We start from the raw sequence: 21,220 nt of genomic DNA on the forward strand, positions 1-21,220 counted from the left end.
GGCCGCGACATCTTCATCGTCTCCAACAGCGTGGACGAGATGGGCGGGGTGACGACCTGGACCCACCAGATGGCCCGGGAGTTCACCAGCCGGGGCCACCGGGTCCACGTCATCGGCATCCGTCCGGCCCCCGCCGGGCGCGGGCACGACTTCCCCGAGCCGCTGCCGTACGCCACCACCACGCTGTACGACGAGCACCCGCCGAAGTTCCGCTCCCTGCGCGGCATCAAGGGCAAGCTGAACGCGGCCGAGCGCCGCCGCAACGCGGTCCGCGCCGCCGGCATGCGGGAGCGGGCCGACCGGATGACGGCCCTGTTCGCCGCCGCCCGGCCCGGCGCCGTCGTGATCGTGACGCAGGCCTGGGCGATGGAGTGGGTGTCCCTCACCGACACCAAGGGCCTCGTCGTCATCGGCATGAGCCACGAGTCGTACGCGGCGACCGCGGCCACCTCGCGGCACGCGCGGGTGAAGCGGTACTACAAGGACGTCGACCGGCTCCTCGTCCTCACCCCCGGCGACGCGGACCGGTGGATCCGGGCCGGCATGGACAACGTCGGCCACATGCCCAACGCCCTGCCGTTCATGCCCGACGCCCCCGCGCCGCGCACCGAGAAGGCCGTCGCCAGCGTCGGCCGTCTCTCGCACGAGAAGGGCGTGGACATACTGCTCGACAGCTGGGCCGAGATCGCGCCCCGCCACCCCGACTGGAAGCTGCGGATCTACGGAACGGGCGACGAGGAGGAAGCGCTGCGCCGCCGGACCACCGACCTCGGTCTCGACGGCTCGGTGGAATGGATGGGGCGCACCAACGACGTCCTCGGGGCGCTCTCCCGGGCCTCGGTCTTCGCCCAGGCCTCCCGGGCCGAGGGCTTCCCGATCACCCTGCTCGAAGCGATGGCGGCCGGGGTGCCCTGTGCCGCCTTCGACTGCGCGCCGGGCGTCCGGGCGATCATCCGCGACGGCGAGGACGGACTGCTCGCCCGGCTCGGCAACACCATGGAGCTCGGTGGTCACATCAGCACGCTGATCACCGACAAGGAGCTGCGGGACCGCATGGGCGACGCGGCCTTCGAGAACGTGAAGCGGTACGCCCCCGACGAGATCACCGACCGCTGGGAGGAGCTCTTCGCCTTCCTTGAGCGCTGACCCTCGCCGGACCGGCGGGGGCGCGCGGGCCGGACCGGCCCGTGGGTGGGAACGAGAGAAGGGCCGGGGGCGGGAACGAGAGAAGGGCCGGGGGTGCCTGCCCCCGGCCCTTCCTCAGGCGCTCGCGCGGTGTCCCGGCGGTCAGACCGCCGCGGCGCGGCGGGCGACCCAGCCGGCCCAGGCCGAGCCGATCATGTCGCGCACGTCGTGACGGGCCTTCCAGCCGAGCTCGGAGGCGATGCGGTCGGCGGCGGCGACGACCCGCGCGGGATCGCCGGGGCGGCGCGGGGTGACGACGGGGGCGACGGTGTGGCCGGTGATCTCGTTGATCAGCTCGACCATCTCGGTGACGGAGACGCCCTCGCCACGGCCGATGTTGACCGTGAGGTCGCGCGGCTCCCCCGCCTCGGCCCACTCGGCGAGCTTGCGCGCGGCGACGAGGTGCGCGTCGGCCAGGTCCTCGACGTGGATGTAGTCACGGATGCAGGTGCCGTCGGGCGTGTCGTAGTCGTCGCCGAAGATCCGCGGGGACTCGCCCGCGTCGAGTCGCTCGAAGACCATCGGGACCAGGTTGAAGACGCCGGTGTCGGCGAGCTCCGGGGCCGCGGCACCGGCCACGTTGAAGTACCGCAGGCAGGCCGTGGAGATGCCGTGCGCGGCGCCCGCGGCGCGGACCAGCCACTCGCCGGCCAGCTTCGTCTCGCCGTAGGGGCTGAGCGGCAGGCAGGGGGTCTCCTCGGTGACGAGGTCCACGTCCGGCATGCCGTAGACGGCGGCCGAGGAGGAGAAGAGGAAGTTGCGTACGCCCGCCGCGGCGACCGCCTCCAGGAGGACGGTGAGGCCGATCACGTTCTCGCGGTAGTAGTGCAGCGGCAGTTCGACGGACTCTCCGACCTGCTTCTTGGCGGCGAGGTGGACGACGCCCGTGACACCGTGCTCGGCGATCGTCCGGTCGAGGACCTCGCGGTCCAGGGTGGAGCCGACCACCAGGGGGACGCCTTCGGGCACCCGCTCCTCGTACCCCGTGGACAGGTCGTCGAGGACGACGACCCGCTCGCCCGCCTGCGTCATGGCGCGGACCACATGGGAGCCGATGTACCCGGCGCCGCCGGTGATCAGGTAAGTCATGCCCAAACCCCTTTTCACTGAGAACTGCGGGAGAGCCGTCGGAGCCTGGCCCCCACCGCCCGGAGCCCGTCACGGACACCGGGTGCGAGCCGTACCGCCAGCGATCCGTTCGCCGTGGTGTACTGCCGCACCAGCAGTACACCGTACCGGCTGCTCGGCACGACCGACCGTCGCTGCCGGTCCTCCGGCAGCCGCAGCGCCGTCGTGAAGGTCTCGCCGTCCGCGCAGGTCACCGTGATCCGGACGTCCCAGAGCTGGACGCCCCGCCGTCCCCGGCGGCAGCCCTCCCGGGCAAGGGCCGTGAGCCCGGCGGGGACGCGGCCCGACCAGCCGCCCGCGACCTCGCTCAGCTCGGCCCGCTCGGTGCGGACGGGCGTGTCCGCGCCCCGGGGCAGGAAGTCGACCGTGGCGGTACGGGGGACGGCGGCGCCCAGCCGTCCGTACAGGTCGCGGACCGTGAACCGTACCTGGCCCCCGGTGGCGGCACGCCGCAAATCGCCGTCGACGAGCAGCGGAAGCCCGGCGAGCGGCAGGGTCTCCACGCCGTCGAGTTCCACGGGAAGGTCCTCGGACCAGACGGCGGCGCCCCCGCTCCGGGCGTACGGCGGGAGCAGCCGGGGCGGATCGGCGGCGAGCCGGGACAGCCTGAGCAGGTCCCGGGGCTCCTCGGCGGCGAGGACGAACCGGGCCGCCCACCGGGCGGGCGGGGACGCGGCGGCGATGTCGCGCTCCCCGAAGGTCGCGAGGTGCTCCCTGGCCGCCTCCCACCATCCGGCGCGGTACGCGGTGTCGCGCCCCCTCAGCTCGCGGGCGTACAGGAGCAGGTCGTGTTCGAGGAACTTGGTGCGGCAGGCGGCGGCGAGTTCCTTGCGTCCGGCCGTCTCGAAGGTCTCCACGGCCATGCGGTGGGCGGCGATCCGCGCCTGCCAGTTCGCGATGCCGTCACGGTCGAGGGAGATCGACAGCCGGGCCGTGGCCCGCCGCACGTGCCAGATGTAGACGGTGTCGGGGACGACGGCGACACGCGGCGCGGCGGCCAGGACGCGGGCGGTGAAGAGGAAGTCCTCGTAGACGCAGCGGCCGTCGGGGAAGCGGATGCCGTGCTCGGCGAGGAAGGCGCGGTCGTACACCTTGTTGACGCAGAGCGTGTCGTGCACCAGCGGCATGAGGTCCGCCGCCGTCTCCAGGAGGGCGGGCTCGTGGTAGAGCGCGGGCTGCCAGCGGACGTCGCGGCCCTCGGGCAGTTCGCGCCGCACACAGGCGCCGACCGCGACGGGCGCCCCGTGGCGTTCGGCCGCCGCCACCAGGGCCTCGGCGGCGCCCTGGGGCAGGATGTCGTCGCTGTCGAGGAATATCACGCTGGGAGCGGTGACCGCCCGGAAGCCGTCGTTGCGGGGGGTGCCGCAGCCGCCGCTGTTCTCCGCGCGGTGGACGACACGGAGCCGGGGGTGCAGCGCGGCCAGTTCGTCCAGGACGCGGGCCGTGCCGTCGCTCGATCCGTCGTCGACGGCCACGACCTCCGCGACCACGGGGCCCTGGTCGAGCACGGATCGGATCGCGTCACCGACCAACACCTCGTCATTGTGTGCGATTACCACAACGCCGAGCTTTCCTGCCACCTGAGGGGTAGTGATACTACTCACACGGAGGATGGTACGGGACTCCCGCCGCCTCCCCCTCCCGTCCGCGGGAAACGCGAACGGCCGCCCGCGCACCGCTCGGTCCTCAAGGACCTCACGGGCGTCGGACGGCCGCGGAAGAGGCAGGCGGGCGGGGGTGTGCCGCCCGGGCCCGGCTAGAAGGGGTCGAACTCGTCGAACTCCCGCTGCGCGTCATCCCGCTCCGCGTCGCGGTCGCGGCGGCGCTGTGCCGCCGGGCGCGGGGCCTCGAGGCGGTGGTCCTCGCCTCGGCGGCCGAGCATCTCGGCGCCCGCCATCATCGAGGGCTCCCAGTCGAAGACGACCGCGTTCTCCTCGGAGCCGATGGCGACGCCGTCGCCCGCGCGGGCGCCGGCCTTCATCAGCCGGTCCTCGACGCCGAGGCGGTTGAGGCGGTCGGCCAGGTAGCCCACGGCCTCGTCGTTGCTGAAGTCGGTCTGGCGGACCCAGCGCTCCGGCTTCTCGCCGCGCACCCGGTACACGTCCTCGGCCTCGTCGTACGTGACGGTGAAGCCCGCGTCGTCGACGGCCTTCGGGCGGATGACGATACGGGTCGCCTCCTCCTTCGGCTTGGACGCGCGCGCCTCGGCGACGATGCCGGCGAGGGCGAAGGACAGCTCCTTGAGGCCGAGACGGGCCACGGCGGAGACCTCGAACACCTGGTAGCCGCGCGCCTCCAGGTCCGGGCGGATCATGTCCGCGAGGTCCTGGCCGTCCGGGATGTCGATCTTGTTGAGCACGACGACGCGGGGCCGGTCCTCCAGGCCGCCGTACTGCCGCAGCTCCTCCTCGATGATGTCGAGGTCGGTGACCGGGTCGCGGTCGGACTCCAGCGTCGCCGTGTCCAGGACGTGCACGAGGACCGAGCAGCGCTCGACGTGGCGCAGGAACTCGAGGCCCAGGCCGCGTCCCTGGCTGGCACCGGGGATGAGACCCGGCACGTCGGCGATCGTGTAGACCGTCGAGCCGGCCGTGACGACGCCCAGGTTCGGGACCAGGGTGGTGAACGGGTAGTCCGCGATCTTCGGCTTGGCGGCCGAGAGGACCGAGATGAGCGAGGACTTGCCGGCGCTCGGGTAGCCGACGAGCGCCACGTCGGCGACGGTCTTCAGCTCCAGGACGATGTCGCGAGCCTCGCCCGGCTCGCCGAGGAGCGCGAAGCCGGGAGCCTTGCGGCGCGCGGAGGAGAGCGCGGCGTTGCCGAGGCCGCCGCGGCCGCCCTGGCCCGCGACGAAGGTGGTGCCCTGGCCGACCAGGTCGGCGAGCACGTTGCCCTGCTTGTCGAGGACGACGGTGCCGTCGGGCACGTACAGGACCAGGTCCTGGCCGTCCTTGCCGGAGCGGTTGTCACCGGCGCCGGGCTGGCCGTTGGTGGCCTTGCGGTGGGGCGAGTGGTGGTATTCGAGGAGCGTGGTGATCGCCTGGTCGACGACCAGGGTCACATCACCGCCACGGCCGCCGTTGCCGCCGTCGGGTCCGCCGAGCGGCTTGAACTTCTCCCGGTGAACGGAGGCGCAGCCGTGGCCTCCGTTACCCGCGGCGACATGCAGCTCGACGCGGTCCACGAAGGTGGTCATGGTTCTGTGCCTCCAGTTACTTCTGGGTGGAATGTCTATCTAGTAACACGCGAAAGGCGGACCCGCTTCCCGTTACGGGAAGTGAGGTCCGCCTCCGCAAAGATCCGATCAGGCGACCGGAACGATGTTCACGACCTTGCGGCCACGGTGGGTGCCGAACTGCACCGAACCGGCCTGCAGGGCGAACAGCGTGTCGTCGCCGCCACGGCCGACGCCGGAGCCCGGGTGGAAGTGGGTGCCACGCTGACGGATCAGGATCTCACCCGCGTTGACGACCTGACCGCCGAAGCGCTTCACGCCGAGCCGCTGGGCATTGGAGTCGCGCCCGTTCCGGGTGGACGATGCGCCCTTCTTGTGTGCCATGTCTCAGTCCCTCTTACTTCGCAGCCGCGGGGATACCGGTGACCTTGATCGCCGTGTACTGCTGGCGGTGACCCTGGCGACGGCGGTAGCCGGTCTTGTTCTTGTAGCGCAGGATGTCGATCTTGGCGCCCTTGTGGTGGTCCACGATCTCGGCCTGAACCTTGATCCCGGCCAGGACCCACGGGTCGCTGGTCACGGCGTCGCCGTCGACAACGAGCAGGGTCGAGAGCTCGACCGTGTCGCCAACCTTGGCAGTGGGAATCTTGTCAACTTCAACGATGTCGCCGACAGCAACCTTGTGCTGGCGACCACCGCTGCGCACGATGGCGTACACGCGGATCTCTCTCTCACTCGGGATCGGAACCTCTGAAGCCAGCCGCTCACACGGACCCGAGGGCCCGCGGCGTTCCGGAATCGGACGAGCGGCCTCTCCCGGCGAGCGGGAGGGAAGTGCTCAGAGGCGCGGCGTATCGATAGACACGCCGACGGTCTAGGTTACGGGCGGCTGCCTCGGAGGGTCAAATTCGCCCGATCGGCACGGGCCGCCCTCCCCGCGGGGAGGGCGGCCCGTGCCCGCCGGTCAGTCCTGGGAAGGGGCGGCGGTCTTCTCCGCGGCCTTCTTCGCCGGGGCCTTCTTGGCGGTGGTCTTCTTCGCCGCGGTCTTCTTGGTCGCCGCCGTCTTCTTGGTGGCGGCCTTCTTGGCCGTGGTCTTCTTCGCCGCGGTCTTGCGCGCCGCCGTCTTCTTGACGGGGGCGGGCTCGGCCTCGGCCTCGGTGTCGGCGGCCGGCTCGGCGGGAGCCTCGGCCGGTGCCGTGGTCACCACGACGACGGCCGCCTCCTCGGCGCCCGAGGGCGAACCGGCGGGAGCGGTGGCCTTACGGACCACCCGGCGGCGCCCACGCGGCGGGGCGGCCACGGGGGCCTCCTCGACGACGGGCTCGGCGACCGGCTCCACCACGGGCTCCGGAACGGTCTCGGCGACCGGCTCGGCCGGCGCCGGCTCGACGACGGTCGGCTCGGCGGCCGGCTCCGTGGTCGAGACGACCGGGGACGTCGCCCGGCGCGTGGCGCGACGGCGGCCGCGCGGGGCCGGTGCCGCGGTCTCCTCGGCCACCGGCTCGGCGACCGGCTCCGGCGCCACGACGGGCTCCGGCTCGGCGACCGGCTGCTCCGCGACCGGCTCCGGCGCCGCGACGGGCTGCGGCTTCGCCTCGAACTCGACCGGCTCGGTCTCCACGACCGGCCGCGCGGCGACCGGCGCCGACACCCTGCGGGTGGCGCGACGGCGGCCACGACCACGCGTGGCGGCGGCCTCCGCCTCGGCGACGGAGCCGTACAGCTCCTCGTCGGGGGCGATCGGCTCGGGCAGGGCCACCGGGGCCGCCAGCTCGGCGGCGACCTCGGCCTCGGTCTCGACCAGGGCCTCGACGTCGGTCTCGGGGGCCTCCGCGCCCTCGGCGTGTTCGTGCTCGTGGACGTGCTCGGCGCCGCCGCGGCCGCGCTTCTTCGAGCGCTTGCCACCGCCACCGCCACCGGCGGTGGTCGGCTGCTCCATGTGCACGATGACACCGCGTCCGTTGCAGTGGACGCAGGTCTCGGAGAAGGACTCCAGAAGGCCCTGGCCGACCCGCTTGCGGGTCATCTGGACCAGGCCGAGCGAGGTGACCTCGGCCACCTGGTGCTTGGTCCGGTCACGGCCCAGGCACTCCAGGAGGCGGCGCAGCACCAGGTCGCGGTTGGACTCCAGGACCATGTCGATGAAGTCGATGACGACGATGCCGCCGAGGTCGCGCAGCCGCAGCTGACGCACGATCTCCTCGGCCGCCTCGAGGTTGTTCCTCGTCACGGTCTCTTCGAGGTTGCCGCCCTGGCCGGTGAACTTGCCGGTGTTGACGTCGACGACGATCATCGCCTCGGTCTTGTCGATCACCAGCGAGCCGCCGCTCGGCAGCCAGACCTTGCGGTCGAGCGCCTTCATGAGCTGCTCGTCGATCCGGTACGTCGCGAAGACGTCGACCTCGCTCGTCCACCGGGACAGGCGGTCGGTCAGGTCCGGGGCGACGTGGTGGACGTACCCGTGGATGGTCTCCCAGGCGTCGTCACCGCTGACGATGACCTTGGAGAAGTCCTCGTTGAAGATGTCGCGGACGACCCGGACGGTCATGTCCGGCTCGCCGTAGAGCAGCGTCGGGGCGTTGCCGCTCTTCGCCTTCTTCTGGATGTCCTCCCACTGGGCCTGCAGACGCTCGACGTCGCGGCGCAGCTCGTCCTCGCTCGCGCCCTCGGCGGCGGTGCGCACGATGACGCCCGCGTCCTCGGGGACGATCTTCTTGAGGATGGTCTTGAGGCGGGCGCGCTCGGTGTCCGGGAGCTTGCGGCTGATGCCGGTCATAGAGCCCTCGGGCACGTACACGAGGTAGCGGCCGGGCAGCGAGACCTGGCTGGTCAGCCGGGCGCCCTTGTGGCCGATCGGGTCCTTCGTCACCTGGACGAGGACCGACTGGCCGGACTTGAGGGCGGTCTCGATGCGGCGCGGGCCGTTGCCCATGCCGAGCGCCTCGAAGTTGACCTCACCGGCGTACAGGACGGCGTTGCGGCCCTTGCCGATGTCGACGAAGGCGGCCTCCATGGACGGCAGCACGTTCTGGACCTTGCCCAGGTAGACGTTGCCGACGTACGAGGTGGCCTGCTCCTTGTTGACGTAGTGCTCGACGAGCACGTTGTCTTCCAGGACGCCGATCTGGGTGCGCTCGCCGTTCTGGCGGACGACCATGACGCGCTCGACGGCCTCACGGCGGGCCAGGAACTCGGCCTCGGTGATGATCGGGACGCGGCGGCGGCCCTGCTCGCGGCCCTCGCGGCGGCGCTGCTTCTTGGCCTCCAGGCGGGTCGAGCCCTTGATGGACTGGACCTCGTCGGCGCCGGTGCCGGGCTCGGCCTTTTCGCGGGCCGGGCGGGGCTCGCGGACCTTGACGACCGTACGGACGCCTTCCTCGTCGGCGCCCTCGGCGTCGGCGGAGGCGTCCCCGCTGCGGCGGCGGCGACGACGGCGACGGCGGGAGCTGCTGGAGCCGCCGGCGAAGGCCTCGTCCTGCTCCTCCTCGGACTCCTCGGCCTCGTCGGCCTCTTCGGTGTCGTCGGAGCGGGGCTCCTCGCCGTCCTCGACGTCGCTGAGCTCACCGCGACGGCGGCGACGGCCACCACGGCGGCGGCGACGGGAGGGGCGGTCCTCGTACTCGTCCGACTCCTCGGGCTCCTCGGCCGCCTCGGCTTCGACGGGCTCGTCGATCTCGTCGGCGACGGCCTCGACCTCGGGCTCGTCGGCGACGGTGGCCGGGACGGGCTCGACGGCGACGGGCTCGCCACGGCGGCGACGGCGACGGCGGGAGCCGGCCTCGACGCGCTCGGCGGGCTCGGGGGTCTCGACGACCTCGGCCTCGACGGTCTCCTCGACCGTCTCCTCCTCGTCCTCCGGCTCCACCGCGACGGCGGCGGCGGCCGCGGCGGTCTCCGGGGTCTGGAACATCGGCTCGGCGAAGACCGGGGCCTGGAAGACGGCGACGGCGGGGCGCGCGGCACGGCGCGTCTCCCTGACCGGGGCCGGCTCGGAGGTGAACTGCGGCGAGGTCGCGCGGCGGCGGCCGCGGCCACGGGTGGCGGCGGTCTCGGCGGCGGTGACCTCGGCCTCGTCGGCGGCGATCTGCGCGGCGGCGGCCGCGGGCAGCGACTCGCCGGTGGCGGGGGCCTCGGTGGTCACCTCGGGCGAGGTGGCCTTGCGGGTGGCGCGGCGGCGGGCGCGCGGCGCGGGCGCGGCGTCCTCCTCAGCGGCCGGCTCGGCGGTCTCCACGACCGGCTCGGCGGCGGGGGCCGCGACCACGGTCTCCTCGGCGACGGCGGGCGCGCCGGCCGGGGCGGTGGCCTTACGGGTGGCCCGGCGGCGGGCGCGGGCCGGCGCGGCGGCCTCGGGAGCCTCCTCCGCGACGGCCTCGGCGGCCGGGGCGGGCGCCGTGGTCTCGGCGGGCTCCTCGACGGCGGCCGGGGAGGTCACCGGTGCGGTGGCCTTGCGGGTGGCGCGGCGGCGCGGGCGTGCGGGGGCGGCCTCGGGGGCCTCCTCGACGGCCTCGGTCCCGGCGGCGGTCTCCGCGACGGGTGCCACGGTCTCCGCGGTGGTCCCGGTGGTCTCCGCGGCGGGCGCGGTGGCCTTGCGGGTGGCGCGGCGGCGGGTGCGCGGCGCGGGTGCGGCCTCGGCCTCCGTGGCGGGCGTCTCCGCGGCCGGGGCCTCGGCGGTGAACGCCGCGGTCTCGGGGGGACCGGCGGTCTCGCCCGTCACCGGCGGACCGGCGGGGCGGGAAGCGGCGCGGCGCCTGCGGCGCGGCGGCAGCTTGTCACCGGGCGCGTTGGTGTCTTCGTTGGACTCGAGCATGCGGGGTTCTCCCGTCACGCTCCCGGGCGCCGCGCCTTGTTCCGGTCCGGCGGTCGCGCCTGTGGCGCGGTGCCGCCGCCCGGGGCGCGGGCGCCGCACGGGAGCTCTATGTCTGGCTCGCCGGTTCCGTACGCCCTGTGCGGACGGCCTGGCGAAAGTCTCCTGGTCAGTGCGGTGCCCGACCCAGGTGGCTCCCGAGTACCAGGGCATCGCTACAACGACCGCTCCCTACGCGATGCCGGTACCCGGCGCCGTCGCAGAGGCGGTCGCGGCGGCCGTGGTAGAAGCGGCCGTGACTGCCTCGCGGTCGGGCGCGAGCGGGTCGGTCACCGTGCCGGACTCCTCGTCGAAGAGCCCCTGCGCCAGCCTGGTCACCGCGGCGGGGACCGGCGGCGCCAGGTCGGCCACAGCTCGGAGACCGGACAGGACGTCGTCGGGTCGCACGGCAGGTGTCACGTGCCGAACAACCAGCCGCAGTATCGCACAGGCGCTGTCCAGCGGCCCATCGCCCCGGGGATCGCCCTGGGGACGGACTGCCGTCAGCTCGGTGACCGCGGAACGCGCGTCGAAGGTGCGGACGCCGTTCTTGGTCTTGCGCTGTACTTCCACGGTCTCGGCCGCGAGAAACGCCTCGACGGCCTTCTCGGCGTCCTCGACGCCGACGCCTTCGAGCCGCAGCTCCCACACGGAGGCGGTGAGCCGGTCGGCGAGGCCCGAGGTCCGGGCCTCGACGGCGTCGGTGATGTCGAGGCCGGCTGGCAGGGACTCGTCGAGCAGGGCCCGCAGGGTCTCCGGGTCGCGCGCCTCGGTGAGGGCGATCTCCAGGTATTCGGCCTCGGAGCCCGTCCCCGTCGGGGCGGCGTTGGCGTACGACACCTTGGGGTGCGGGGTGAAGCCGGCCGAGTACGCCATGGGCACCTCGGCACGGCGCAGCGCACGCTCGAAAGCGCGCTGGAAGTCACGGTGGCTGGTGAACCGGAGGCGGCCGCGCTTGGTGTAGCGCAGTCGGATGCGCTGCACCGCCGGTGCGGGCGGCGGGCCTTCGGGCTGTCGCTTGCCCAGTGGTTCTTCTCCTCGTTGCGGGGCGGGCGCGGGTGTCGCGCCGCCCACGGACGTCCAGGGGGTTCCCTCGGGGCCGGCCGGCTCACCCTCGCTCGTGCAGGGAGATCTCGGTCTCGGCCGCCACGCCGGGAACGGTCTGTCGTGGTGCAGTACCTCCCAGGTTACGCGCCCGACCCGGCAGTGCGGTCACAGGATCGGGCTGTCGTGCTCCGCCGACCAGCGCGCGCCAGGCGTCCCGGCGTGCCTGGCGCACGGTCGCGCGTGCCGAGGCGAGGGCGGCGCGCACCGCCCGGCCGGTCTCCACGGCGGCCTTTCTCGCCGGGCGCCACAGGGCGTCGCGCACGACATGGCCGACCGGAGTGCACACGTTCCGGTAGAACCAGCGGGCGGGGCGGCCGATCAGGTGTCGGGCCAGCCACTTCAGGCCGCGGCCGACCGCCCGTGAGACATATCCGGCGACGCGCCAGGCGACCACGCACGCGTCGAGGGTCTCGCGGCCGATCACGGCGAGGAGCCGTCCGGCGGGGGCGAGCACCCATCGGTACAGGAACACGGCCGGGGTGACGACGAGGAGCTTCGCGAGCCGGGCGAGGCCGTGGCCGAGCAGGACGAGGCCGCGACCGAGGAGGACGAGTCCGTGGCCGAGCGGGGTGAGGACGAAGCGGTACGTCCCCCGCGCGACGGGCACGATCACGTACCGCCAGAGGGCGGTCCACGGCCGGACGAGCACCGTCCACAGCACGAGGCCGGTCCCGCGCCCGAGCGGCGTGAGCAGGCGGGCGTACGCCCAGGCCGCTCCCCGGGCCAGCGCCCGGCCGAGGGGTGCCAGGACGGTCCGGTGGAGCCAGACCGCCGGGTTCACGATCAGATGGACGGCGAGCGGTACGGCCACATGGCGCCACAGCGCGCGCCAGGGCCAGTAGAGGACCGCCCTCAGCAGCCACCACACGGCGAGGCCGAGGAGCTCTGCCGTCCGGGCGACGGCGCGTCCCAGCGGGGCGAACACCGCCCGGCGGAGCCAGGCCCAGGCCCGGCCGAGGGGGCGCAGCAGGACCCGGCCGAGGAAGGCACCGCCCAGCGTCAGCGCGTCCCACACGAGGCGCACGGGGACGACGACGACCAGCACCACGATCCGCACGGGAATCCTGATGGCCGTCGTCAGACAGCCTTCGGGCTCCGGCGGACGGGGGGCGGTTTTCTCCAGGTCCATGGAGAGAGGGACGCGAAACGGCCGCGCGCGGTTTAGATCGGCCCGGACGGGCAGGCTCCGCCTTCGGGGGCGGGCCCGTAGCCTAGGTGCCGACGACGTCCGTGCCGTATGCCCTTCTCGGCTTCCGCTCCTACCCGTACACGTTGAGGCTTGGTATGAAAATATCCTTCCTTCTGGTCGACCGCTGTCACATCGGCGGCGTGGTCAGCGCCATCCACAACCTCGCCAAGGCACTCGCGGACCATCACGAGGTCGAGCTGGTCTCCCTCCGCCGCAACCGCGACCAGGCGTTCTTCCCGCTCGACCCGCGGGTGAAGACCCTCGCCCTCTCCGACATGCGGAAGCACTCCCACACGTACGACGGCGACGACCCGATGATCGAGGTCTTCCCGCACATCTACCCGAACGAGCCCACGGACAAGAAGCCGTGGATCAGCCGTCTGGCCGAGAGGCGGCTGATGGAGTACCTGGCCACGACCGACGCCGACGTCGTGGTCAGCAACAACCCCAAGATCACCATCATGCTGGCCTACGCGGACCGCGACTTCCTGAAGGTCGCGATGGAGCACTCGCGGCCCGCGCGGTACGGCGCGCACATCAGGGACGCGCTCTTCAAGGACGCGTACCCGAAGATGGACGCGATCACCGCGCCGACGCCGGACGAGTGCCGGACCATCGCCGGGGTCGTCCCCGCCGTGAGCCACCTGCTCTCCCCCATGCCCAACTGCATCCCGGCCCACGAGGGCCAGATGTCCACCGGCGACAACAAGATCGTCGTCACCGCCGGCCTGCTCAAGACCCACAAGGGCTTCGCCGACCTCATCGAGGCCTTCTCCACCGTGGCGCCGCGCCACCCGGACTGGAGCCTGCGGATCTACGGCTCCGGCCCCGAGCGCGCCAACCTGCGCAAGAAGATCAACGACACGGACAGCAACAACCAGATCTTCCTGATGGGCCCGGCCACCCCGGTCACGCCGGAGTTCGCCAAGGCCTCCGTGTTCGTCCTCCCCTCCCACCTGGAGGCCTTCGGCAACGTCACCGTCGAGGCGATGGCGGCCGGCCTGCCGGCGGTCTGCTACGACGCCCCGCACGGCCCGCGCAACATCATCACGCAGGGCGAGGACGGCTACGTCGTGCCGCTCGGCGACAAGAAGGCGCTCGCCGAGCACATCGAGAAGCTGATCTCCGACGAGGACCTGCGCCGGAAGATGGCGGCCGCCGCCGTGGCCAACGTGGTCCGCTTCCAGGAGGCCGAGACCGTCGCCCGCTTCGAGCGGCTCGTGGAGACCATGCGGGCCCGCCGGGCCATCCCCAGCAAGGCCACCGCCGTGGTCGCCCCCCAGGGCGACGTCCGGGTGCTGGTCGACGGGCTGCCCGCCGACAGCGACGCCCAGCTGGTCTGCAAGGACATCCGCAAGAAGGCCGACGAGGTCGTCCTCCCCTTCGTCGGCGGCGAGGCGCTGGTCCCCGCGCTCGGCAAGCTCGTCGAAGGCGACTGGGAGCTGCAGATCCGCGCCGCCGGCTTCGACATGCCGCTGCGGTCGGCCGGCTGCGACACCCTCCAGATCCTGTCGCTGAAGCTGCCCCGCACCGAGGGCCCCGCCCTGTCCCTGCTGCTGCCGCACACCCACACGGACGGCACCCTGCGGGTGCAGAGCCGGGTGCGCGCCCAGCACGTCGAGGTCGCGGCCCTGAACGCCGGCGCCACCTCGATCGTCATCGACGCCGCGGCCTGGGGCGTCAAGCCCGGCACCGGCAGCGTGATCGAGGCCGTCCACCGCAAGGAAGCCGACCGGAACTTCACCTTCCCGGTGAAGGCCGGCGCCGACGGACGCTTCACGGCCACCCTGGACAACGCCGCCGCGGCCCGCCTCCACCAGGCCGGCGCCGAGGACGTCTGGGACCTCTGGCTGCTGCCGGACCGGGACTCCGCCCGGGTCCGCGTCTGCAAGCTGGCCACCGACGTGCTCACCCCGATGGACGTCTTCACCTACCCGTACCCGGTGGTGAAGCAGTCCGGCGCCCCGGCCGCCGTGGAGACGAAGACGAAGAGCGTCTGGCGCAACCGGCTGTCCGCCGTCCCCGGCGCGCCGGTCCGGCACGAGCTGCGCCCCTACTTCTCCAGCAACGGCCAGCTCTCGCTGAAGATCATCGACAAGAAGTGACCGGCGAGCGGTAGCCGGGCCCCCGGCCCGCACGACAGAGCCCCGGCCCGCAGGGAGACCTGCGGACCGGGGCTCTTCCGTACGCCCGGGGGCACCGCCTACAGCGGCGCGCCCTCCTCGGCCATCTTGAACATCAGGTCCGCGAGCCGCGCCGACGCGTGACCGTCGTCGAGGTCGCAGAACAGGTGGTGGAACTTGTCGTACTTCTCCTGGTACTGACCCGCGACCTCGTCGACCTCGCGGATCGCCTTGATCAGCTCCTCGGAGGTGCTGATGAGCGGCCCGGGGGCGTCGTTCTCGAAGTCGAAGTAGAAGCCGCGCAGCTTGTCGCGGTAGTGCTCCAGGTCGTACGTGAAGAACAGCATCGGACGACGCAGGTGCGCGTAGTCGAACATGACCGACGAGTAGTCCGTGATCATGATGTCGGCGGCCACGTACAGGTCCGCGATGTCCGGGTAGTCGGAGGCGTCGAAGACGAAGCCGTTCCCGGCACCGGGGATGCTGTCCACGATGTTGGAGTGGCGCCGGATGAGGAAGACGTGGTCGTCACCCAGCTGACGGCGGGCGTCCTCCAGGTCGACCCGGAGGTCGAACTTGAACTGGCCGCGGCTGTGCGACAGGTCGTCCCGCCAGGTCGGCGCGTACAGCACGACCTTCTTGCCCTCGGGCAGCCCGAGCCGCTCCCGCACGGCCTTGGCCCGCTCCTCGCGGTCCTCGGCGTAGAGGTAGTCGTTGCGCGGGTAGCCCGTCTCGGCGATCAGCCCGTCGTACCCCATGGCACGCTTCAGGATCGGCGTGCTGAACCGGTTGGACGAGACGAGGATGTTCCAGTTCGCCGCCTCCTGGACCAGCCGCTCGTGGTAGTTCGGGTCGAACTTGGGCGCGTCGATGTCCAGGCCGATCTTCTTGAGCATCGTGCCGTGCCAGGCCTGCACGATCACCTGCCCCGCCCGGCGCTTGATCCAGTGCGGAAGGTGTCCGTTGGTCACGATGTACCGCGAGCGCGCCAGCGCCTCGTACCACTCGGTGCCCTGGAACCGGACCGCCTTGACCGTGTCGGGGAGCTCGACCTGGCCGTCCCTGACCGCCCACAGGTGCTCCACGTCCGAGCCGCGGCGCAGCAGCTCCTCGTGGACGGCGCGCGGGCTGTCCGAGAACTGCTTGCCGTTGTAGCTGACGTACAGCACCTGGTCGCGCAGCGGCAGCTCGCGGCCCGCCTCGTAGACCTCCTGGCGCAGCTGGTACTGGCGGTTGTCGCCCCGCTCCATCGGCGTGAGGTCGGAGAGGCAGTTGAGCTGCGGGTGGTCCTGCCAGTGGACTTCCAGCTGGTACTCGCGGCCGTTGTGCGAGCCCTCGAGCGGGAACTGGGGCACGGCGAGCCGGTCCACGACGAGCGGCATCGACGGGCCGTCGCCGTCGGCCTCCAGGCGGAACACCCAGCGGCCGGCCTTGAGCGGCAGCCGTCCGTTGGTCCCCGACATCGTGGAGGGCCGGAAGGACGCCTCGAAGGAGCCGTCGGGGCGGACGGTCAGCGGGACCGTCCGCTCGTCGAAGCGGTTCTTGGCGCTGACGACCAGGTGGTGGCCGGAGAGCGCCACGGGGGCGGTGCCCCGGACCGTGAAGGTCCCGTCCTCGGAGGCGATCTCGGTGATCTTGGCGCGGAGGGGGCGGCCGGAGAACTTCAGATAGCCGTTGGTGCCGGAGAGGATGGCCACCTCGTTGAGCTCGGCGCCCTCGCCGAAGGCGGCGGGCAGGCCGATCTGGTGGTCGGCGACGCCGTCCTTGACGACGACCCGGGTCCTGCGCACCACTGTCTCCGGGTCGTCCGCAGCGTTCAGCTGGAGCTGCGTGCTCCAGTTGCGGCGCATCGACTTGGCGGGGTCGGCGCCACCGGTCTCGGTGGTGTCCAGGTGCTCGGGCAGCAGGGCTATGTCACGCAGCGGGATGCGGATCCGCAGCGAGGTCCGCTCACCGGCGGACCCGACGGTCTCCGCCGGGAAGAGGAGCACCTCGCCACTGCTCTGGTTGATGACCCGCAGCGAGAACGTGGTGCCCGCGGGGGCCGTCTCACGGAACACGCCGTCGACGACGATCTCCTCGCCGGCCGACTCGAAGCCGGTGACCAGGAACGGCACCTTCTCGACGCGCAGCTTGAGCGCGGCGCGCCGGAGCTCGGGAACCAGGCGGTAGTCCTCGTCGAGCCACTGGTACGGCGGGTAGGCCAGCCGGTCCGAACCGTACGAGTGCACGGAACGGGAGCGCACCAGGCCGCTGGACAGCACGCGCATGCCCACGTGCCAGAGGCCTTCCTGCCACTGGCCGCCCTTGCGGAAGCGGGACGGGTCGATGACCGTCTCCCAGCCCGCCCAGTCGAAGCTGTGGCCGCGTCCCTTGTAGCCGGAGGCCGTGGTCGCCTCGGGGGTGAAGATGTTGCTCAGCGGGATCAGGACACGGCGCTGCGTGCCGTCCTTCTTCAGCTGCAGCACCTTGACCACGCTGCGCTTGCCGCCCTGGTTGACGCGGTCGACCCAGGCGTTGCCGGCCAGCCGCAGCTTGCCGTCCTGCCAGGACAGCTCGGTCAGCGGGGAGCGCAGCTGGAGGTCCTGGTCCATGCGCAGGACCTTCTTGGGCAGCAGGTCCTCGTCGAGCGACGGGAACTTCGCGTACTTCCGGAAGCTGCCGTCGAGCTCGACGGGCTCGCCGAGCCGCTCGGACTCGATGAACTGGAGCAGCTCGGTGAGGGCGTGCTTGCGGACGAGGAGCCACTTGACGCGCAGCGGCGTGGGCAGCGCCGTGACCGTCTTGAGGTCGACCTGGTCGAGGTACTTGTTGGCCACGCGCATGAACTCGGCGCGGTACTCGTCGTCGCCGTCGGGCAGCACGTTGAGGAAGATGCGCAGGTCACCGGTGAGCACGGTCTTGTCGTACTCGCGCTTCAGCTCGTCGGCGAGAGGCTCGTCACGGCCGGCGAGGAACCGGCTGACGGACTCCACGGCGGACGCGCGGTCACGGGCGGCCTTGGGCTCGTTCCTGCGCTGCGTGATCGAGGGGCTCGCCTCGCCCTCGCGCAGACGCCAGTAGTACGTCGTCTGGCTGATGATGTCGACGGACTCGGCGAGGTACTGGGCCGGCACGATGACCGGCGTGTCCTCGTACAGCACGCCCTCGGGGAAGCGGAAGGCGTTGGCTTCCCAGAAGTCACGGCGGAACACCTTGTTGCAGGCGATCCGGTCCGTGAGGAGCATCCGCTTCTTCCGGACGTGCGTCCGCTTGACCGCGCCCCGGGAGAGGAACCGGTGCATCGGGGACTGCCACACCTTGGTCGAGTTGATGTGCTCGACGTTGCCCGTGGCGAAGGAGGACCCGGTCTCGTCCAGGGTCTCGATCATCAGCCGGTACGCGTCCGGCGGGATCATGTCGTCACTGTCGACGAAGGCCAGGAACTCGCTCTCCGGCGCCAGGCTGTCGAGACCCGTGTTACGGGCGGCACCCAGGCCGGCGTTCTCCTTGCGGATCAGCCGGAAGCGGGAGTCCTTGGCCGCGAACCCCGCCGCTATCTCGTTGGACTCGTCGGTGGACCCGTCATCGATCATGATGACTTCGAGGTCCTGCAAGGTCTGCACGGCCAGCGAGTTGAGGCATGCGGGTAGGTACTGCGCCACGTTGTAGATCGGGACGATGACGCTGAGCCGGGGTGCCATGAAGTTCTGCGTTCCTTTCCGTTTCAGACCCGCTCGACAAGCCGAGCGCCTGAGGGGTGACGGGGCGTGCTTTCGGTTTTGAAGCGGACCGACGGCGAGCGTCTCCGCCCTCCGAGGAAGACCCGCCTGACGGCCGCACGCCCGCCGTCGAACTGCAGTACTTCTCCCGGTACCCGGTCCGCAGCTTAGCTGCCGGCTCATCCGCCCCGGCGTGGGAGCACAGGACCTCGGCCTACATGACTCTGCGGCGGCCCCAGGCCACCGCAGCTCTCCAGGATAGACGATCCGCCCCCTCGGGCGTTCGGCCGCCGTTTGTGCTCCTGTCATACTGCGTTCGAGCGGTTCGACTGAGGAGACACACGGCATGCCGGCTGCAGCTAACCCCCGATTCAGCGTGATCATCCCTGTCTACGGGGTCGAGGGCTACATCCGCGAGTGCCTCGAGTCCGTGACCTCGCAGGGTTACCGGGACTTCGAGGTCATCGCGGTCGACGACTGCTCCGTCGACAGCAGCGGCGCCATCATCGACGAGTTCGCCGCCCGCGACCCGCGGGTGCGCGCCGTCCACCGCACCGAGAACGGCGGCATCGGCGCCGCCCGCAACACCGGCGTCGAGCACGCCCGCGGCGACTACCTGCTCTTCGTCGACGGCGACGACTCGATCCGCCCCGGCTCCCTCCAGGCGATGGCGGACCGGCTCGCCGAGGCCGAGGACCCCGAGATCCTGCTCTTCGACCACGTCCGCACCCATGTCGACGGCAGCGTCGAGGCCAGCAAGACCGGCCCGTACCTGGCCGGCATCCGCGGCCAGGTCGTCCGTCCCGTCGACCACCTGGAACTCCTGCGGATCTTCGCCGTGGTCTGGAACCGCGTCTACCGCCGCGACTTCTTCACCGGCGAGGGCTACACGTTCACCGACGGCCTGTACGAGGACGCGCTCATGGTCTACACGACCATGGCCGCCGCCCGCCGCGTCGCGGGCCTGGAGTACGTGGTCGTCGAGTACCGCCAGCGCCGTCAGGGCAGCTCGATGCGCAGCAGCTCCCCGCGCAAGCACTTCGTGATCTTCGACCAGTACCAGCGGGTCTTCGACTACCTCGAAGGCCGCCCCGGCCTCGACGAGTACCGCAAGGTCGTCTTCGAGCGGATGGTCTCCCACTTCCTGTACACCTTCGCCCGGGGCTTCCGAATACCCCGCAGCCACCGGCGCGCCTATCTGAAGCAGGCAGGCAAGACCTACCGCCGCAACGAGCCCGCGGGCTACACCCCGCCGCCCGGCATGATCGGCCTGAAGTTCAAGGTCCTCAAGACCGGCTCGTACGCCGCCTTCGAGGCCCTCAAGGCGGTCAACGGCACCCGCGAGACGGCCTTCGGCGCCCTCGGCCGGACCAAGCGCTGGGGCGGCCGCAAGGCCCTGCGCACCTACTACGCCGTGCAGCGCCGCCTCCCCCTCGACGAGAGCCTCGCCGTCTACTCGGCGTACTGGGGCCGCACCCCCGGCTGCAACCCGCTCGCCGTGCACGAGGCCGCCAAGAAGCTCGCGCCCGGCCTCCGCGGGGTGTGGGTGGTGAACCAGGCGTACGCCGGCAGCACCCCGGCCGGCCTGACCCGGATCGCCCCGGCCACCTTCGGCTACTGGAAGGCGATGGCCCGGGCCAAGTACCTGGTCAACAACGTCAACTTCCCGGACGCCGTGATCAAGCGCCCCGGCCAGGTCCACCTGCAGACCCACCACGGCACCCCGCTCAAGCGGATGGGCCTCGACCAGCAGAACTACCCGGCCGTCGCCCGCAGCATGGACTTCGACAAGCTCCTGGAGCGCGTCGACCGCTGGGACTACAGCGTCTCGTCGAACCAGCACTCCACCGAGCACTGGGAGCGGGTCTACCCGGCCGCCTTCCAGTCGCTCAACACCGGCTACCCCCGCAACGACGTCTATTACCGCGCCACCGCCGCGGACGTCCGCCGGATCCGCGGCGAGCTGGGCATCGAGCCGGGCAAGAAGGCGATCCTGTACGCGCCCACCGTGCGCGACCACCAGAAGAACGCCTTCGTCTCACGGCTCGACCTCGCCCGCTTCTCCCGCGAGCTCGGCCCGGACTTCGTCCTCCTCGTCCGCGCCCACTACTTCTACGGCGGCGACCCGGAGCTGAACGCCCTCGCCGAGCGGGGCGCGCTCGTCGACGTGTCGCGGTACCCGTCGGTGGAGGAGCTCTGCCTGGCGGCGGACGCCCTGGTCACCGACTACTCGTCGATCATGTTCGACTACGCCAACCTCGACCGGCCCATCGTGACGTACGCCGACGACTGGGAGGCGTACCGCACCTGCCGCGGTGTGACCTTCGACCTGCTCTCCGGCGAACCCGGCGAGACCCCCGGTGTGATCACGACCACCGAGGACGAACTGATCGAGGCGTTCCGCGGCGGCGCCTGGGAGGGCGAGCGTGCCACCGCGCTGCGCCAGGCCTTCCGGGAGCGGTTCTGCATGTGGGACGACGGCTCCGCCGCGGAGCGGGTCGTCCGCCGCGTCTTCCTCGGCGAGGAGAGGCTCCGCCCGCCGGTGGTCCCCGTGACGGAACGCACCCCGGCCCCCTCGCCCCGCCTGGCGGAGGCCACGGGCCCCTTCGCCCCCCGTCTGTCGGACCACGACGAACTCGCCGAGGCCGACCGCTAGGACGAAACGAGAGAGGGGGGCCGGGGGGGGGAAAAACAGCGGCCCCGCGCGATGCGGGGGGGGGGGGGGGGGTGGTTAAGAACCCAACCGCGGGGGGGGTGGTTTGCGGCCGG

Annotated in this window: 12 protein-coding genes; 3 read left to right on the forward strand and 9 right to left on the reverse strand. The window is 72.0% G+C overall.

From position 1 onward, the window contains the following. Window positions 1-39: 39 nt before the first annotated feature. Window positions 40-1,146 carry a glycosyltransferase gene (locus tag ACFVYX_RS01125; protein WP_389679490.1) on the forward strand — a complete coding sequence of 369 codons (1,107 nt, stop codon included), beginning with the start codon at window positions 40-42 and terminating at the stop codon, window positions 1,144-1,146. Window positions 1,147-1,287: 141 nt separating this feature from the next. On the opposite strand, the gene galE is transcribed toward ACFVYX_RS01125, so the two are convergent. The 8 genes from galE to ACFVYX_RS01165 form a co-directional block, all read right to left on the reverse strand. Beyond that, window positions 1,288-2,274 carry a UDP-glucose 4-epimerase GalE gene (gene galE, locus ACFVYX_RS01130; protein ID WP_389679171.1) on the reverse strand — a complete coding sequence of 329 codons (987 nt, stop codon included), beginning with the start codon at window positions 2,272-2,274 and terminating at the stop codon, window positions 1,288-1,290. Window positions 2,275-2,288: 14 nt separating this feature from the next. Then, a complete protein-coding gene (locus ACFVYX_RS01135; RefSeq protein ID WP_389679172.1) occupies window positions 2,289-3,848 on the reverse strand; it encodes a glycosyltransferase family 2 protein in 1,560 nt (519 codons plus the stop codon). A 221-nt stretch (window positions 3,849-4,069) separates the two neighbouring features. Next, window positions 4,070-5,509 (reverse strand): GTPase ObgE, encoded by a 1,440-nt coding sequence (obgE, locus tag ACFVYX_RS01140; RefSeq protein ID WP_389679173.1) that lies wholly within the window; start codon window positions 5,507-5,509, stop codon window positions 4,070-4,072. Window positions 5,510-5,617: 108 nt separating this feature from the next. Continuing rightward, window positions 5,618-5,872: a 50S ribosomal protein L27 gene (rpmA, locus tag ACFVYX_RS01145; RefSeq protein WP_030317577.1), complete on the reverse strand. Its 255-nt coding sequence runs from the start codon at window positions 5,870-5,872 to the stop codon at window positions 5,618-5,620. A gap of 13 nt (window positions 5,873-5,885) precedes the next feature. Then, the gene (gene rplU, locus ACFVYX_RS01150) at window positions 5,886-6,206 is read right to left on the reverse strand and encodes a 50S ribosomal protein L21 (RefSeq protein WP_056558958.1); all 321 of its coding nucleotides are present in this window, start codon (window positions 6,204-6,206) and stop codon (window positions 5,886-5,888) included. A gap of 246 nt (window positions 6,207-6,452) precedes the next feature. Further along, window positions 6,453-10,295, reverse strand: coding sequence for an Rne/Rng family ribonuclease (locus ACFVYX_RS01155; protein WP_389679174.1), 3,843 nt, complete (start codon window positions 10,293-10,295; stop codon window positions 6,453-6,455). Window positions 10,296-10,523: 228 nt separating this feature from the next. Next, complete coding sequence (locus tag ACFVYX_RS01160) at window positions 10,524-11,315, reverse strand: TIGR03936 family radical SAM-associated protein (protein WP_389679175.1); 792 nt, start codon at window positions 11,313-11,315, stop codon at window positions 10,524-10,526. Window positions 11,316-11,439: 124 nt separating this feature from the next. Further along, window positions 11,440-12,567, reverse strand: coding sequence for a hypothetical protein (locus tag ACFVYX_RS01165; protein WP_389679176.1), 1,128 nt, complete (start codon window positions 12,565-12,567; stop codon window positions 11,440-11,442). A 155-nt stretch (window positions 12,568-12,722) separates the two neighbouring features. On the opposite strand from ACFVYX_RS01165, the gene ACFVYX_RS01170 reads away from it, so the two are divergent. Next, window positions 12,723-14,732, forward strand: coding sequence for a glycosyltransferase (locus ACFVYX_RS01170; protein WP_389679177.1), 2,010 nt, complete (start codon window positions 12,723-12,725; stop codon window positions 14,730-14,732). Between the two features lie 98 nt (window positions 14,733-14,830). Here ACFVYX_RS01170 and ACFVYX_RS01175 read toward each other — a convergent pair whose 3' ends face one another. Continuing rightward, window positions 14,831-18,433: a CDP-glycerol glycerophosphotransferase family protein gene (locus ACFVYX_RS01175; RefSeq protein WP_389679178.1), complete on the reverse strand. Its 3,603-nt coding sequence runs from the start codon at window positions 18,431-18,433 to the stop codon at window positions 14,831-14,833. A gap of 364 nt (window positions 18,434-18,797) precedes the next feature. Between ACFVYX_RS01175 and ACFVYX_RS01180 the strand changes: the two genes are divergently transcribed. Next, window positions 18,798-21,107: a CDP-glycerol glycerophosphotransferase family protein gene (locus ACFVYX_RS01180; RefSeq protein ID WP_389679179.1), complete on the forward strand. Its 2,310-nt coding sequence runs from the start codon at window positions 18,798-18,800 to the stop codon at window positions 21,105-21,107. Window positions 21,108-21,220 lie beyond the last annotated feature (113 nt).

It is taken from the genome of Streptomyces sp. NPDC058326 (assembly GCF_042879855.1).
GTDB lineage: Bacteria > Actinomycetota > Actinomycetes > Streptomycetales > Streptomycetaceae > Streptomyces.

Excerpts from the sequence above, each read along its gene's own strand:
- ACFVYX_RS01125 (WP_389679490.1), top strand. The coding sequence starts at position 40 with ATGGGCGGGGTGACGACCTGGACCCACCAGATGGCCCGGGAGTTCACC.
- galE (WP_389679171.1), bottom strand. The coding sequence starts at position 2,274 with ATGACTTACCTGATCACCGGCGGCGCCGGGTACATCGGCTCCCATGTG.
- obgE (WP_389679173.1), bottom strand. The coding sequence starts at position 5,509 with ATGACCACCTTCGTGGACCGCGTCGAGCTGCATGTCGCCGCGGGTAAC.
- rpmA (WP_030317577.1), bottom strand. The coding sequence starts at position 5,872 with ATGGCACACAAGAAGGGCGCATCGTCCACCCGGAACGGGCGCGACTCC.
- ACFVYX_RS01155 (WP_389679174.1), bottom strand. The coding sequence starts at position 10,295 with ATGCTCGAGTCCAACGAAGACACCAACGCGCCCGGTGACAAGCTGCCG.
- ACFVYX_RS01165 (WP_389679176.1), bottom strand. The coding sequence starts at position 12,567 with ATGGACCTGGAGAAAACCGCCCCCCGTCCGCCGGAGCCCGAAGGCTGT.
- ACFVYX_RS01170 (WP_389679177.1), top strand. The coding sequence starts at position 12,723 with ATGAAAATATCCTTCCTTCTGGTCGACCGCTGTCACATCGGCGGCGTG.
- ACFVYX_RS01175 (WP_389679178.1), bottom strand. The coding sequence starts at position 18,433 with ATGGCACCCCGGCTCAGCGTCATCGTCCCGATCTACAACGTGGCGCAG.
- ACFVYX_RS01180 (WP_389679179.1), top strand. The coding sequence starts at position 18,798 with ATGCCGGCTGCAGCTAACCCCCGATTCAGCGTGATCATCCCTGTCTAC.